Here is a 14,896-nt window from a genome sequence, read left to right as displayed (position 1 = left end):
CGCCGTGACGGGCGCCCTCCCCGACACGCCGCTCGTCCACGTCCTCGTGATCGCCGCGGCGACGGCCTTCATCTGGATCGGGAGCGGCTGGCTGGAGGAGGCCGCCGAGACGCTGTCGGGGTACTACGGGCTCCCGGCGGTGGTTCAGGGGTCGGTGGTCGTCGCGGTCGGGTCGAGCTTCCCGGAGCTCGTGAGCGTCCTCGTCACCGCCGTCACGGGCGTCTTCGACATGGGCGTGGGGGCGCTCGTCGGGTCGGCCATCTTCAACGTCCTCGTGATCCCCGCGGCGTCCGGGCTCGGGAGCGACGAGGACCTCGAGGCCAGTCGCGCGATCGTGTACAAGGAGGCGCAGTTCTACATGCTCGCCGTCTCCGCGCTGGTCGTGACGTTCGCGCTCGCGGTCATCTACTTCCCGGTGTCGACGGACCCGATCGTCGGGACGATGCCGCGCTCGCTCGCGGTGATCCCGCTCGCGCTGTACGGCCTCTACCTCTTCATCCAGTACCAGGACGTCGGCGACGCGCGGATCGACCGCGTGCGCGGCGGGGTCGACGTCCGCCGGGAGTGGGCGAAGCTCGGGGGCGGGCTGGCGGTCATCGTCGTCACCGTCGAGCGGCTCGTGGCGTCGGTGGAGTCGCTCGGCGTCACCTTCGGGGTCCCCGAGTTCCTCGCCGGCGTCACCGTCGTGGCGGCCGCGACGAGCCTGCCGGACACCCTCGTGAGCGTGCGGACGGCGCGCGAGGACCGCGCCGCGACGAGCCTCGGGAACGTGCTGGGGTCGAACACCTTCGACCTGCTCGTCGCCATCCCGCTCGGGGTGCTGATCGTCGGCGAGGTCGCCGTCAACTTCTCGACGGCGGTGCCGATGCTCGGGGTGTTGACGGGCGCGACCGTCCTCCTCTTCGTGACGCTCCGGACGAGCCTCGCGCTCGACGCGCGCGAGTCGTACGCGCTGCTTGCGGCCTACGGGCTGTTCGTCGCGTGGGTCGTCGCCGAGAGCGTCGGGGCGACGAGCGTCCTCAGGGGCGTGTGACCGATTCCTCAGTTCGGCCCCGAAGGTTCGTGACGACGGCGCGCGAGACGGGAGTTCAGTAGGAGTCGCGGCCGATGATGAGGTACAGTAGGATCCCGAGCAGCGGCGCGAAGAACACGACGAGCGCCCACAGGATCGGTGGGTGCTCGCTGCGGCTCTGGGCGTCCGAGTACGTCCACGCGATCATCGCGAGGTGGACGACGAGGAAGCCGAGGCTGATCAGGAGGGCGATACCGGCCGCCGCGCCTTGGAGGAGCAACGGGGACATGTCGACTGGCACCACGAAGCCGCACGCAAAGTGTCTTCGGGATCGGAGCGCGCCCCCGGCGAAACGGCTATTCGTGGCGAATGCGAACGCGACGCATGGCCGGCGTCGTGCGGGCGGTAGGTGCCGCGATCGAGTGCTGTTGGGGCCTCGGACTGCTCGCGCTGTCGCGGACCGGCAGCGGGGGAGTTCCGGCGAAACCGTTCGCGACCGGGTTCGCGGTCGGCTACCTCTACCGGCACGCGCGGGCGACCGCGGACTGTCGGCGGTTCCGCGGCGGCCCCGGTCGAAGCCTCGTGATCGCGTTGGCGTGGGCGGCGCTCGGCGTCGCCGCGGGGCGATCGATGAACGGGAAGACGGCGAGCCGCGCGTTCGGGGCCGGGCTCGGGCTGGGATCGGCGGGCTACTGGCTCGCGCGACGCGGCGAGTGACGGGACCGACGCGACCGCCGGAGCCCGAACCGTTTTGATCGCAGAGCGCCCGGTTCAGGTATGACGCTCCCAGCGGACGCGGACCGGCTCCGCGCGGACATCGAGGCGAACGCGGCGTTCGGCCGCGTCGAGACGGGCGACCCGGACGCGCACGCGCGAACGAATCAACCCGGAAGCGAGGCGAACCGCCGTGCCAGGGACCGGCTGGTCGATCGGCTCCGAGACGCCGGCCTCGACGTCGCCGTCGACGCCGTGGGGAACGTCCTCGGGACGTGGACCCCGCCGAGCGCCGACCCGGAGGCGGCCCCGGTCGTCTCGGGCAGTCACCTCGACAGCGTCCCGGAAGGCGGGATCTTCGACGGTCCGCTCGGGGTGTACGCCGCGCTGGAGGGAGTCCGCGCGATGCGCGATGCGGGCGTCGAGCCGGACCGACCGGTCGGCGTCGTCAGCTTCACCGAGGAGGAGGGCGGCACCTTCGGCAACGGGCTGTTGGGGTCGTCGGTCGCGACCGGGGAGCTGGCGCTCGACGAGGCGCTCGCGCTGACGGACGCGGACGGCGAGACGCTCGGCGAGGCGCTCGACCGGATCGGCTACCGCGGGGGGAGAGCGGTCGACGCCGCCGCGCCGACCGACGAGGCCGGCGAACCGACGACGCTCGACCCCGCGTCGTGGGCGGCGTTCTACGAGCTCCACATCGAGCAGGACACGACGCTGGAGGAGGCGGGGGCGGCGGCCGGCGTCGTGACGACGATCACCGGGATCACCCACTGCGAGGCGACGATCGCGGGCGAGGCGAACCACGCGGGCGCGACCCCGATGGACGGGCGGACCGACGCGCTCGCTGCCGCGAGCGAGTTCGTGTTGGACGTCGAGGCCGCGGCGAACGACGTCGTGGCGACCTCGTCGCCCTCGGCGGTGGGCACCGTCGGGTCGCTGTCGGTCGATCCGAACGCGACGAACGTGGTCCCCGGCCGGGTCGAGGCCGCGGTCGACGTCCGCGACGTCAAGGCCGCGTCGATGGAGGCGATCGTCGAGGCCGCGCGCGACTCGCTCGCGCGGCTGGAGCGCGAGCGGGGCGTCGAGACGGCGTTCGAGCGCCCGTTCGACGTCGCGCCGACGCCGATGAGCGAGCGCCTCCGAGAGGCGGCGCACGACGCGGCCGACGCGGCCGGGCGCGAGGCGATCGACCTCCACTCCGGCGCGGCCCACGACGCGATGCGGGTCGCAGGTGTCACCGACGCGTCGCTGCTTTTCGCTCCGTCGCGTGACGGGATCTCGCACAACCCCCGGGAGTGGACCGACTGGGACGACTGCGCGGCCGCGGCCGAGGTGCTGGCGGGGGCGCTCGCGCGCGTCGCGGTCGACGAGTGACGCTCCGGGCCGCACGTATTTGTAGCGGGCGCGCCTCCCGCCCGGCATGGAGTTTCCGGACCGCGAGGCCCTCGACGGGCTGATCGACCCCCGCCCGACGCCGGAGTTCGCGCGGGTCCACCGGGAGCCCGCGAGCGACGCGCTCGACGACCCGGCGGCGGTCGCGCGCGACGAACTGGACCGGCTCGACCTCGACCGGCTGGCCCCGGGGGCGACCGTCGCCGTCGGGGCTGGGTCGCGCGGGATCCACGCGTACGACGCGGTCGTCGCGGCCGTCGTGGCGGGGCTCGACGACCGCGGCTTCGACCCGGTGGTCGTGCCGGCGATGGGGAGCCACGGGGGCGCGACGCCGGCGGGCCAGCTGGACGTGCTCGCCGAGCTCGGCGTCACGGCGGAGCGCGTCGGCGCGCCGATCGACGCCCGGATGGCGACGAACCCGGTGGACACCGTCGCGGTCGGCGACGGCGGTCTGACGGTCCACGTGGCGGAGGCGGCGCTGGAGGCGGACGCGACGGTCGTCGTCAACCGCGTGAAGGCTCACACCAATTTCACCGGACCGATAGAGAGCGGGCTGACGAAGATGGCCGTCGTGGGACTGGGGAAACAGCGGGGCGCCAAGGCGTTCCACTCGACGGCGGTAGCCGAGGGGTACGTCGAGGCGCTCACCGCGGCGTTGGACCCCGTCGCGGAGGCCGCGGGGCTGGCGGGCGGGGTCGCGCTCGTCGAGAACGCCGACGAGCGGCTCTGCGCCGTCGAGGGCGTCCCCGGCGGCGCGTTCCTCGACCGGGAGCCGGCGCTGTTGGAGCGGGCGAACGCGGAGATGCCGACGCTCCCGGTCGACGACGTCGACCTGCTCGTCGTCGACGAGATCGGCAAGGAGATCTCCGGCGCCGGGATGGACACGAACGTCGTCGGGCGCTACCGGGTGCTGAACGCGCCGGATCCGGAGACGCCCGAGGTGAAGCTGATCTACGTCCGCGGGCTCACGGACGCGACGAACGGGAACGGCACGGGGATCGGGCTCGCAGACCTCACCCGAGCCGCGGCGGTCGAACAGCTGGACGCGACGAAGACGTACGCGAACGTCCTCACGAGCGGGTCGCTCGCGAAGGGGAAGCTCCCGGTCGTCGCCCCCGACGACGAGTTCGCGCTCCGGACCGCGCTCGCCGCGCTCGGGGCCGACGACCCCGACGGGGCCCGGATCCTCTGGATCCGGAACACGCAGGAGCTCGACGACCTGTGGGCGTCGGCGGCGGTCCTCTCCGACCTCCCCGCGGACGCGACGGTCGTCGGGCGCGGGACGCTCGACTTCGACGACGGGACGGCGACGTTCGACGAGGCCTGACCGACCGGGCGGCCGTCGCGCGCGTCGCGGAGAGCGAGGACGGGAGGGCGAGGCCCCTTGCCTCCAGGGAAACGTTTTCGGTCCGAACCGTGTACGCTGGGCACATGGACCTCGAGATAGCGGGGAACGCGGCGCTCGTCACGGCGTCGTCGAGCGGGCTCGGGAAGGCATCGGCGAAGGCGCTCGCCCGGGAGGGCGTCGACGTCGTGATCAACGGCCGCGACGAGGACCGACTGGTCGAGGCGAAGGCCGAGGTCGAGGCGGTCGCGGCGGGGGAGGTCGTCGCCCAGCCCGGCGACCTCACCGAGCCGGACGACGTCACGGCGCTCGTCGAGACGACGGTCGACGAGTTCGGCGGCCTCGATCACCTCGTCACGAGCGCCGGCGGCCCGCCGTCGGGCGCGTTCCTCGAGACGGACGACGAGGACTGGGCGGCGGCGTACGAGCTGCTCGTGATGAGCGTCGTCCGCCTCGCGCGGGAGGCCGAGCCGCACCTGCGCGAGGGCGACGGCGGCACCATCGTGAACATCACCTCGCGGAGCGTGAAGGAGGCGCTCGACAGCCTCGTGTTGTCCAACTCGGTCCGGATGAGCGTCATCGGGTTAGAGAAGACGCTCTCGAAGGAGTTCGCGCCGGAGATCCGGGCGAACGCCGTGTTGCCCGGGCCGCACGAGACCTCCCGGATCCGAGAGCTCGTGAACGACGCCGTCGACCGCGGCGAGTACGACTCCTACGAGGAGGGGCTCGCGGAGTGGGCCGGCAACCCCCTCGAACGTATCGGCGACCCGATGGAGCTCGGCGACACCGTGGCGTTCCTCTCCTCGCCGAAGTCCGGGTTCATCAACGGCACCGCGCTGCCGATCGACGGCGGCGCGACCGGGTCGAACCTATGAGGGCGGTCGCGTTCGACGAGGCGGAGACGTACGAGCCCGAGGAGGGGTGGCGGCGCGTGTCGATGGCGGGCAGCGACCGCTTCTCGTTCGAGTGGTTCGAGAAGCCGCCGGGCCACTCCTCGCCGCTCCACGACCACGAGAACGAGCAGGTGTGCCTCTGCCTCGAGGGGGAGCTGACCGTCGTCACCGACGAGGACGAGGTGACGCTAGGGCCGAACGACTCCGTCCTCCTGGAGGCGAGCGAGCCGCACCGCGTCGAGAACACCGGCGACGAGCGGGCGGTCGGGCTCGACGTGTTCGCGCCCGGGCGCTCGTTCGACTTCTGGACCGACCGCGAGGAGTGATCGGAGCGTGACCGGAGGACTCACCGGATGAAGTACCTCGCGCGCACGGCGACGGGGCGCCCGCTGCTCGGCGACGACGACGGGTTCGTCCCGCTGGGGGCCGCGCTTCCCGAGGCGTCGACGGTGCGCGACGCGCTCGGCGCGGCCGCCGCGGGGGATCTCCCGGAAGTCGACGACGCTCCGGCCGACCGCGTCCCGGGGGCAGACCTCGTCTTCGGGCCGCCGCTGGAGCGGTTCGGCAAGCTGTGGGGGATCGGGCTCAACTACGCCGACCACGCCGGCGACCTCGACGAGCGGCGCCCCGAGGAGCCGGCGAGCTTCATGAAGCCGGCGTCGGCGCTCACCGGTCCCGGCGGCCCGATCCGGCTCCCGCCGATCGAGCAGAGCGAGCGGGTGACCGCGGAGGCGGAGCTGGCCGTCGTGATGGGTCGCGAGTGTCGGTCCGTCGCGGTCGAGGAGGTGGGCGACGTCGTCGCGGGGTACCTCCCGGTGATCGACATGACCGCCGAGGACGTGCTCCGCCGGAACCCGCGGTTCCTCACGCGGGCGAAGAGCTACGACACGTTCCTCGTCGTCGGCCCGGCGATCGCCGTCCCCGACGGGTCGGCCGACCTCGCGGACGCGACGGTGACGACGCGGGTGAACGGCGAGGTCGCGGCCGCGAACGAGGTGCGGAACATGCTGTTCTCGCCCGCCGAGGTCGTGTCGTTCCACTCGGAAGTGGCGACGCTCGCGCCCGGCGACCTGTTCAGCACCGGGACGCCCGGCGCGGCGGCGATAGAACCGGGCGACGAGGTGCGCGCGACGGTGGAGTCGATCGGGTCGGTCAGCGCCCCCGTGACTCGGTAGCGTCGCCGCTCCGTCGGCGGTCTGGGGACGACCACGGCCGCGTGCTCGCATCGCCGGTCGCCTCGCTGCCCTTGCTCGGTGACTCCGAGCCCGCGTAACACCGCTTCTCCCGGTATCGGCTCCGCGGAAGAAAGGTATATATATCCTCGACGAGCGAAATCACTCTCGTGACGAGGGGCACCGAAATTCGCCCTGACCGCCGTCAGAGCAGTTCTGACGGGTCTCGCGGCTTTTTCGTGTGTCGATTCATCCGTGAAAAGCGATACATTTATATCTCTGCGTCGATTACTATACGTTAATAACTGACGACGCCGGCCTCGTATTTTTCGTCGAGAGTCGTCGGGGGAAGCCAATGACAGAGACACGCACCTACAGCGGCGCAGAGACGGAACGAGAGCGAGTACAGAGCCGGGACGAGGAGGAGTCGACGAGCGAGGAGTCCTCCCGCACGGAGACCGAGCGGTCCACGACCTGCCCCGAGTGCGACGGGCGGCTCGCGACCGACACGGAGCACGGCGAGACCGTCTGTGAGGACTGCGGGCTCGTCGTCGAGGAGGACTCCGTCGACCGCGGGCCGGAGTGGCGCGCGTTCAACTCGGGCGAGCGCGACAGCAAGTCGCGGGTCGGAGCCCCGACGACGAACATGATGCACGACAAGGGGCTCTCGACGAACATCGGCTGGCAGGACAAAGACGCCTACGGCAAGTCGTTGTCCGGCCGACAGCGGCGCCGCATGCAGCGACTCCGGACGTGGAACGAGCGGTTCCGCACCCGCGACTCCAAGGAGCGCAACCTGAAGCAGGCGCTCGGCGAGATCGACCGCATGGCCAGCGCGCTCGGCCTCCCGGACAACGTCCGCGAGACCGCCTCCGTCATCTACCGCCGCGCGCTGAGCGAGAACCTCCTGCCGGGACGCTCCATCGAGGGCGTCGCGACGGCCTCGCTGTACGCCGCCGCCCGGCAGGTCGGGAACCCCCGGAGCCTCGACGAGTTCACCGCGGTGTCCCGCGTCGAGAAGATGGAGCTGACCCGGACGTACCGCTACGTCATCCGCGAGCTCGGACTGCGCGTCCAGCCCGCCGACCCGACGAGCTACGTCCCGCGGTTCGCCTCCCGGCTCGACCTCTCCGAGGAGACCGAACGTCGCGCCCGCGAACTGCTCGACGACGCCGCGAGCGAGGGGATCACGAGCGGCAAGTCTCCGGTGGGACTCGCGGCCGCCGCCGTCTACGCCGCGGCGCTGCTCTCCAACGAGAAGGTGACCCAGAGCGAGGTCTCCGGCGTCGCCGACGTCTCGGAGGTCACCATCCGGAACCGGTACAAGGAGCTGCTCGACGCGAGCGCGTCCGTGAGCGCCTGACGCGACGGCATCGATCGGAGTCGGAATCGCTTCCCCGGCCGCCTCCGATCGCCACCTACGTTTTTAACGGGGCCGGCTGTACAGAGTGACATGGTTGACGCGTTCGTCAGACTCGTCTGTCCGGAGTGCGGCAAGGAGTGGCAGGACAACCCCGCCGACCTACAGGACCTGCGGTCGAACTTCAGCTGCCCGGCGTGTCACGCGACGCGACGCCTGACCGAGTTCATGCGAACGGAACGCGACCTCGAGGCGGTCAAGCAGTTCCAGTGACGGCGGGGAAGCGCCGCGGCCACCGTTCCGCCGGACGGCACTTTTCGCCCGAGTTCGCTGACCGCGGAGAGAGGGCTATCGCCCACGGTGGTCGGTCTCCGCGTAGCCGTCGGCGCGGGGAAACCATCCCGAACGATCTATCGAGAAACGACTTCTCGGTCCCGCTACTCGCGAAATACGCGGACAGTGTGGTAACGTTACTCAAGATAATAATATAAACCTCCGGTAGCAAAGGGTTGGTACTCATGAAGAAGCAGGAGCTCATCCATCTTCACGGTCTCCTCGCGGAGGTACGAAAACAGTGCGAGTTCTGGGACGACGACGTTGATCTCGAAGCCTACGAGGAACTGGGCGTCAAACCGACATCGATTCACAAGTCGAAGACCGACCACAAAGCGGCCGTTTTCAAGCTGACCGAGGGAATCACCGAGCCGATGGAGTCGTCCGAGTCGGAGCCGCTGGCCCCGACGGCCGACTGAGACGTCTATCTCGCGTCGCTCCTCGCCGACCACACCGAACGCCGATAGCGCCGCTGCCGTCCTCCGGTCGCCGGCATACCTCCAGCGGTAGCGCTCGATGCGGTCCGCGGCCCGGGCAGAACGGCCTCGCTACTCGTCGCTTCTCGGCGCGGAGTCGTCCCCGGCGCGGTCGCTCTCGGCTGGATCGATCTCGGTGACGGAGAGCACCTTCAGCGGGATGTTCTGGAGCCGCTTGCCGATCTCCTTGCGCGCGACGCGGCTGGCGTGTTCGCCCCGGTCGACGTTGAACACGTCCATCCGGAGCTCCAAGGCGACGAGCGCCTCGTCGGCCGCGACGAACGCCGGGTCGAGCTGCTCGCCGCTCGGCGACGTCCGCGTTCCGGTGTCGATCTCGACGTAGTTGAGGTCCGGGTTGAGCATCTCGCCGGTCTTCGAGATCGCGATCCGGACCGCCTCGTCGGCGGTCTCCACGTCGTACACCGGGACCGCGGCCTCGACGACGACTCGACAGTCCATCACGTGCGAACGTTTCGCACGAGCGAGTATCAAAGTTCGGCCGGGGCCGACTCGCGGCGTCCCGACGGTCACTCGCCCCCGGCGCGCAGGTGGTAGAACACGTACGTCTGCGCGTAGCCGGCGAACTCGCCGCCGAACTGCTCCCGGATCGCGCGGGAGGTCGCGGCGTAGCTCCCGCGGTCGCAGTCGGGGTAGTACTCCTCGACGGTCGTGCGGATCCAGGTGTCCAGCGGCACGGCCTCGAGGAACCCTAGCGAGAACAGCAGCACGCAGTCGGCGACCTTGTCGCCGACGCCGACGAACCGCGTGAGCGACTCCCGGGCCTCCTCGTACGGGAGGTCGGCCGCCTCGAGCGGGTCGGCCTCGCCGCTCGCGACCATCTCCGCGGTGCGCTGGACGTACGGCGCGCGGTAGCCCAAGGAGAGGTCGCGGAGCTCGTCCTCCGTGCGCGCGGCCAGCTGTTCGGGCGTCGGGAACGCCCGGTACGTCTCCCCGCCGAGCCGGACCGCGTCGCCGTACGTCTCCCGGAGTCGGCGCTGCATCCCGTGGATCCGCGCGACCCGCATCTGCGCGGAGCAGATGAACGAGACGAGACAGGGGAACACCGGATCGCGCGTCAGTCGCATTCCCTCGTAGGCGTCGTACGCTCGCTCCAGGAGCGGGAGGTCCGGCGTCGCGTCCAAGATCGCGTCGAGGTCGTCGTCCAGCCGGAGCAGGTGCGTCAACAGCGGTTCGGCGTCCGTCGACGCCTCCCAGTGGAGCGTGCCGTCGTGGACGCCGCCCTCCTGTCGGACCCGGACGGCGACGCGCTCGTCGGTCACCCCGGGGATCGGACCGACGACGGTCTCGTACCACGCGTCCCCGCCGTGAGCGTGGAGATCGGCGTACGTCTCCCCGTCGGCGCGGTTCCAGAGGTAGCTCTGCCCGCTCTCGAGGGTGGCCTGAAGGTCGAACGGTCCAGCCAGATCGCCGACGTCGATCGCCCCGCGTTCCATCGTCATCATCCACGGCGCGCGCGGGCATCGGGGTTTCGGTCCCGAACCGGCTTGGACGGCTTTTTGTCCGCCCGACTCCTACCTGAGGTATGCCGACGTACAGGCGGACGACTCGGGTGCCGGCCCCGATCGAAGACGTGTGGGCGTTTCACTCCACGGTCGACGGACTGCGAGAACTCACGCCGGACTGGATGCGGCTCCGCATCGACGGCGTCACGGGGCCCGACGGCTCGCCTGACCCCGAGGTCCTCGTCGCCGGTTCGGAGATAGAGATGTCGATGCGCCCGTTCGGGGCGGGGCCGCGACAGCGGTGGACGTCGCGGATCGTCGAGCGCGACCCCGAGGGGACGACGACGCCCGAGCGCTCCGCGCGGTTCGTCGACGAGATGGAAGGCGGCCCGTTCCGGCGCTGGGAACACACCCACGCGTTCTACGCCGACGGCGACGAGACCCTGCTCGTCGACACGGTCGCGTACCGACTGCCGCTCGGACCGCTCGGCGACCTCGCCGGTCCCGCGGCGAAGATCGGGTTCGAGGGAATGTTCCGCGACCGCCACCGGCGCACCGTCGACCGGTTCTCCGAAGCCTGACCGCGTCGCGGAGCCAGTTGCGGGCGCGGACCGACTTCCTACGCGGACGCGACTCGCTTCGCGCTCGCGCCGAACGTGAGTTCGAAGACGGCGCCGTCGTCGTTGCGAGCCTCGATTTCCCACTCGTGGGCCTCCACGATCCGGTCGACGATCGCCAGCCCGATCCCCGAGCTGTCGGCCGACGACACGCCCGAGTCGAAGACCGAATCGGCGAGTTCGACCGGTATTCCCGGGCCATCGTCCGCGACGTACATCCCGCGGCGCCCGTCCTCCGTGGTGAGCGGGCCGACCTCTATCGCCACGTCCCGACCGCCGTGATCGATCGCGTTCCGGAAGAGGTTCTCTAACGCCTGCCGGAGCCGTCCGGGGTCGGCCTCGACTCGTCCGACCTCGTCCGCGATGGTGAGGTTCGCGTGCGGCGAGCGGACGGACCCCCACGCGTCTTCCGCGACGGTTTCGATCGGGACGGACTCCGTCTCGCCGATCGCCTCGCCGCGCCGCGCGAGCATGAGCAGGTCGTCGATCAGCGTCTCCATGCGGTCGACCGCGCCGCTCATCGCCTCGTACCGCGACGGCATTAGCTCGTCCTCGGAGAGCGACAGGTATCCCGAGAGCACGTTCAGCGGGTTCCTGAGGTCGTGGGAGACGACCGCGCTGAACTGTTCGAGCTGTTCCGCCTGCCGGCGGAGCGCCGCGCGACGGTCGTTCCGCGCGATCGTGTGCGCGACCAAGTCGCCGAGGGTACGGTACAGGTCGACCTCCTCGTCCGTCCAAGTGCGGTGGTCGTCGGACTCGAACGCGACGATCCCGCTCAGCTCCCAGTCGACGACGAGCGGTACGTGAACGGTCGCCGGCGGTCCGGCCGCAGGCGCGTCGGCACTCCCGTCGTCGAGACCGCCCGGCGGAGCCGCCCCGCGCGCGACGTTGCCGAACGTCGACAGCTGCTCCGGGTCGGGAAAGTCGTCGAACCGTCTCGGCACGGGGTCGAACCCGTCGGGGCACCAACTGTAGGCGGGCACGAACTGCCCGTCGTCCTCCCGGTAGCAGACGATCCGATCGAGTTCGGCGTGTTCGCCGACGTTCTCCATCGTCCACTCGATCTTCGTGCCGACCTCGTCGGTGCGCGTGCTCATCAGCGTCGTTCCGGCGTCGAGCAACACCTCGGAGAGCCGACCGACGTCGTCGCTCCCCATTTGGACGCGATCTGGCTCGAACAGCTCCGCGAGGCGATCCGCGAGCGGTTGGACGGCGTCGCTCTCGTCGGGGGACTCCGTCCAGTCGTCGACGGCGATCACGTCGTCGACGCCGGCCGCCAGGAGCGGGCGGATCGTCTCGGTCGTCGCGTCCTCGACGAGCGCGATCACCGGAACGTTCGACGGCAGCGCCGCGAGCCGCTTCGTCACCGCGTCGTCGGCCGCCGCCGCGGCGGTGACGACGACGCCGCAAGTGCCGTTCAGCGGGTCCCCGCCGTCGCGTTCTCCGTCCAAGTCGTCCGGGACGAACGCTCCGACCGCCGGTCCGTCGGGGCCCGTCCAAGCGGCGTCGACCGCGCGGGTGACGCGTTCGCTGGCGCGCGCGTTATCGCCCACAAACGCGACGACCGTTCGCCGGTCCATACCATATTCAGCCGGGCAGAGGGTTTCAACGTTTACCCCAAAATATCGGCGTTGAAAACGCTACGCCCCGTCGGCGGTCGCCGTGACGTAGATACCACCGAGGACGACGCACCCGCCGACGACCGTCGCCGGCGTCGGCGCCTCGGACAGTAACGCGAACGCGAGCAGCGTCGCACCGACCGGCTCGCCGAGCAGCGAGACGGAGACGACGCTCGATTCGAGGTGCGCGAGCGCCCAGTTGAGCACCGTGTGACCGAGCAGCCCGGGGCCGACGGCGAGCCCGACGAAGAGGAGCCACTCCCTGGCCGGATAGCCGGTCAGGGGATGCCCGGCGGCGAGGACGAAGCCGAGCAACACGAACACGCAGACGCCGTACACGACGGTGACGTAGGGGATCAGCGAGATGCGCTGCCGGAGCGACCGTCCGGCCAACACGTATCCCGCGGCCGAGACGGCGCCCGTCAGCGCCAGGGCGTTGCCGTACAGCGGCCGGGGGCCGATCGCGACGCCCCCGAGGAAGTCGCCGAGCGACATCGATGCCATCCCGGCGACGGCGACCGCGATGCCCCCGGCCATCCGACGCGTGACGCGCTCGCGGAGCAGCAGCCACGCGCCGGCCGCGACGAACACCGGCTGCGCCTGAACGAGCGTCACGCTCGCGGCGACGCTCGTCCACCGGAGGCTTTCGAACCACGCGGCGAAGTGGACCGCGAGCGCCACCCCGGAGAGCACCGCGAAGACGAGGTCGCGAGCGCGGATCCGCGCGAACTCTCCGCGGTACCGCCACGCACCGATCGCGGCCAGCGGCAGCGTCGTGAACAGCACCCGGTAGAACGCGGCGACCGAGCTCGGCGCGTCGCTCAACCGGACGAGGATCGCACCGGCGCTGACGGCGACGACCGCCGCTGCCAGTCCCGCCTTCGGTGACACCGGGGGCTTCGAACTCATCGGACGTCGCGACCGTTCGAGTGGCCCGTGCTTACCGGTTTCGAGAGCCGGCGACTCGACCGGGAGCGGGTCCCCCTCGACGCCGAACCACGGACGACGCCGACGGTGATTTCACCCCCCGATTCGAACGTGGTGGCATGTGTGCGGACACGTTCGGCGTCGGGATTCGAGTGACGGAGGCGGAGCTCCGCGTCGTCGTCGGCGTCCCCTCCGACATCGACTCCGGATGGACCGACCCGGAAACGTTCCAGTCGCTCGTCGCGGACGCCGTGTGGGAGCGGCTCGAACAACGCCCGACGCTGGAGGCGGTCGCCGCTCGGTACGACACCGGCGAGACCGCCGCGCTCGGGAGCGTCACGCTTGAGCCGGACGGAACGGTCGTCGAGACCGACCTCACGCCGATCGCGGGATCCGACGATCGAGCCGACCCCGACGGTTGAGGGGGGCCGACGAACGCTTCGCACTATTCGTCCGGGACTCCCGCCACGAGCGCCACGCCCACGGCCCACGTCCGCTCTGGCCGATAGGCGGTGAGGTCGTACCTGGTCGATCCGACGGTGTCCCCCCACGTCTCTAACGCGCCGAGAGTGACGAGCCCCGACAGCGTCGCCCCCAGCGTCCGCGGCGTCGTTTCCGGGTCCGTCAGCGCAGCGTGGACCTGCTTCGACTGCGGGTAGTTTCGGTCGCACGCCTCGATCCCGCGCTTGGCTTCGGCCCAGTGGCGACGGACGTACCCGAATGTCGTGGGGTCGTCGCGAGACAACCGCTCGACCGCGCTCGCCGCGCTCGGGTCGACGCCGACGACGGCGTCCACGTCGGCCACAACCCGCGAGAGCAGCTCCGCAGGTCCCTCGAAAGAACACCCGATCGTGATCCGGCTCGCGCGGCCCCGGAAGCGTTCGACGAGGCGCTCCGCGAACGCGACCGCCGAGTCGACGCCGTTCCGCGCGGCCACCGCCGCGAGGTCGTCGACGAACACGTCGACCGTCCCCGGCGGCGCACCGTCGACGTGCTCGGCGACGGCGTCGAACACCCGCTCGCACTCCGTCGCCCGGCCGAGTACCGTGTGCGCGAGGCCGCTGTTCGGCATCACCTGGGTCGACGCGGTCGCTCCGCTCCGAACGATGTCGTTCACGTCCACGACCGCCTCGCGGGTCGGCGGCCCGGCCGCCGTTCGCCCCCACGCGCTCCGCCACGCCTCGACGTCAGTATCGAACAACACGGACACGACGCGGTCTGCGGGTCCCCCGTCGTGAACCGACGGGCGATCGCCACAGTACAGTCGCACCGTGTTGTTCGACTCCCCCATTACACCTTGGCTTCAGCGAGAAAAGTGATAAACTTACGCATGAAACTATTAGTACTGATATGAGTCTCTGCGAGAGGAGCAGCGACCCGGTTCTTATCGTCCTGATTCTCACCGTTTGACGCTAGATACGGTCGACGGGCTCTCGGATTACTCCCGTTCGTGACGGACGTGCGTCTGTGCGTGTTGAGTTCGTGACAGACGCGCGTCTGTGCGTGTCGATTGTTCTCGCGGTCGCGCGTGGGTGGCGCGGCCGCTCGCTATACATGAAAAAAGCCCACGGAC

The 14,896-nt window shown here is 70.6% G+C and carries 18 protein-coding genes; 12 read left to right on the top strand and 6 right to left on the bottom strand.

The genetic code is table 11. The features are described 5' to 3' along the window. Positions 1–4: 4 nt before the first annotated feature. Positions 5–1,033: a sodium:calcium antiporter gene (locus tag Q0116_RS05675; protein ID WP_297886346.1), complete on the top strand. Its 1,029-nt coding sequence runs from the start codon at positions 5–7 to the stop codon at positions 1,031–1,033. A 55-nt stretch (positions 1,034–1,088) separates the two neighbouring features. Here Q0116_RS05675 and Q0116_RS05670 read toward each other — a convergent pair whose 3' ends face one another. Continuing rightward, entirely contained in the window at positions 1,089–1,301 is a 213-nt protein-coding gene (locus Q0116_RS05670; RefSeq protein ID WP_297886345.1) for a PLDc N-terminal domain-containing protein, read from the bottom strand. A 95-nt stretch (positions 1,302–1,396) separates the two neighbouring features. On the opposite strand from Q0116_RS05670, the gene Q0116_RS05665 reads away from it, so the two are divergent. The 9 genes from Q0116_RS05665 to Q0116_RS05625 all read left to right on the top strand — a co-directional run bounded on the left by Q0116_RS05665 (position 1,397) and on the right by Q0116_RS05625 (position 8,640). Further along, the gene (locus tag Q0116_RS05665; RefSeq protein ID WP_297886343.1) at positions 1,397–1,729 is read left to right on the top strand and encodes a hypothetical protein; all 333 of its coding nucleotides are present in this window, start codon (positions 1,397–1,399) and stop codon (positions 1,727–1,729) included. A 60-nt stretch (positions 1,730–1,789) separates the two neighbouring features. Next, positions 1,790–3,100, top strand: a complete 1,311-nt coding sequence (locus tag Q0116_RS05660) for a M20 family metallo-hydrolase (RefSeq protein ID WP_297886341.1) — start codon at positions 1,790–1,792, stop codon at positions 3,098–3,100. 46 nt (positions 3,101–3,146) lie between these two features. Continuing rightward, positions 3,147–4,445, top strand: coding sequence for a DUF362 domain-containing protein (locus Q0116_RS05655; RefSeq protein WP_297886340.1), 1,299 nt, complete (start codon positions 3,147–3,149; stop codon positions 4,443–4,445). 104 nt (positions 4,446–4,549) lie between these two features. Next, positions 4,550–5,338: an SDR family oxidoreductase gene (locus Q0116_RS05650; protein ID WP_297886338.1), complete on the top strand. Its 789-nt coding sequence runs from the start codon at positions 4,550–4,552 to the stop codon at positions 5,336–5,338. Beyond that, positions 5,335–5,682 (top strand): cupin domain-containing protein, encoded by a 348-nt coding sequence (locus tag Q0116_RS05645; protein WP_297886337.1) that lies wholly within the window; start codon positions 5,335–5,337, stop codon positions 5,680–5,682. Before Q0116_RS05650 ends, Q0116_RS05645 begins: the two co-directional genes overlap by 4 nt. Positions 5,683–5,709: 27 nt before the next feature. Continuing rightward, positions 5,710–6,531: a fumarylacetoacetate hydrolase family protein gene (locus Q0116_RS05640; RefSeq protein ID WP_297886335.1), complete on the top strand. Its 822-nt coding sequence runs from the start codon at positions 5,710–5,712 to the stop codon at positions 6,529–6,531. A gap of 352 nt (positions 6,532–6,883) precedes the next feature. Next, positions 6,884–7,891: a transcription initiation factor IIB family protein gene (locus tag Q0116_RS05635; RefSeq protein ID WP_297886333.1), complete on the top strand. Its 1,008-nt coding sequence runs from the start codon at positions 6,884–6,886 to the stop codon at positions 7,889–7,891. A 90-nt stretch (positions 7,892–7,981) separates the two neighbouring features. Further along, entirely contained in the window at positions 7,982–8,161 is a 180-nt protein-coding gene (locus Q0116_RS05630) for a hypothetical protein (RefSeq protein ID WP_297886331.1), read from the top strand. Between the two features lie 245 nt (positions 8,162–8,406). Beyond that, positions 8,407–8,640 (top strand): UPF0058 family protein, encoded by a 234-nt coding sequence (locus tag Q0116_RS05625; protein WP_004598519.1) that lies wholly within the window; start codon positions 8,407–8,409, stop codon positions 8,638–8,640. 129 nt (positions 8,641–8,769) lie between these two features. On the opposite strand, the gene Q0116_RS05620 is transcribed toward Q0116_RS05625, so the two are convergent. Both Q0116_RS05620 and Q0116_RS05615 read right to left on the bottom strand, forming a co-directional pair. Further along, positions 8,770–9,156, bottom strand: coding sequence for a DUF555 domain-containing protein (locus tag Q0116_RS05620; protein WP_297886321.1), 387 nt, complete (start codon positions 9,154–9,156; stop codon positions 8,770–8,772). A gap of 68 nt (positions 9,157–9,224) precedes the next feature. Further along, complete coding sequence (locus Q0116_RS05615) at positions 9,225–10,151, bottom strand: DNA-3-methyladenine glycosylase (RefSeq protein ID WP_297886320.1); 927 nt, start codon at positions 10,149–10,151, stop codon at positions 9,225–9,227. 89 nt (positions 10,152–10,240) lie between these two features. Here Q0116_RS05615 and Q0116_RS05610 point away from each other — a divergent pair, with 89 nt between their 5' ends. Then, positions 10,241–10,741 (top strand): SRPBCC family protein, encoded by a 501-nt coding sequence (locus Q0116_RS05610; RefSeq protein WP_297886318.1) that lies wholly within the window; start codon positions 10,241–10,243, stop codon positions 10,739–10,741. A 38-nt stretch (positions 10,742–10,779) separates the two neighbouring features. On the opposite strand, the gene Q0116_RS05605 is transcribed toward Q0116_RS05610, so the two are convergent. Further along, the gene (locus Q0116_RS05605; protein ID WP_297886316.1) at positions 10,780–12,357 is read right to left on the bottom strand and encodes a HAMP domain-containing sensor histidine kinase; all 1,578 of its coding nucleotides are present in this window, start codon (positions 12,355–12,357) and stop codon (positions 10,780–10,782) included. A gap of 60 nt (positions 12,358–12,417) precedes the next feature. Continuing rightward, a complete protein-coding gene (locus Q0116_RS05600) occupies positions 12,418–13,305 on the bottom strand; it encodes a DMT family transporter (RefSeq protein ID WP_297886314.1) in 888 nt (295 codons plus the stop codon). 137 nt (positions 13,306–13,442) lie between these two features. On the opposite strand from Q0116_RS05600, the gene Q0116_RS05595 reads away from it, so the two are divergent. Then, entirely contained in the window at positions 13,443–13,745 is a 303-nt protein-coding gene (locus tag Q0116_RS05595) for a hypothetical protein (protein ID WP_271970172.1), read from the top strand. Positions 13,746–13,768: 23 nt separating this feature from the next. On the opposite strand, the gene Q0116_RS05590 is transcribed toward Q0116_RS05595, so the two are convergent. Continuing rightward, a complete protein-coding gene (locus tag Q0116_RS05590) occupies positions 13,769–14,440 on the bottom strand; it encodes a hypothetical protein (RefSeq protein ID WP_308214393.1) in 672 nt (223 codons plus the stop codon). Between the last annotated feature and the right edge of the window lie 456 nt (positions 14,441–14,896).

This window comes from uncultured Halorubrum sp. (assembly GCF_937146585.1).
GTDB lineage: Archaea > Halobacteriota > Halobacteria > Halobacteriales > Haloferacaceae > Halorubrum > Halorubrum miltondacostae.
The sequence above is the reverse complement of the archived record's forward strand: the minus strand, read 5'-3'. Positions and strand labels throughout refer to the sequence as shown.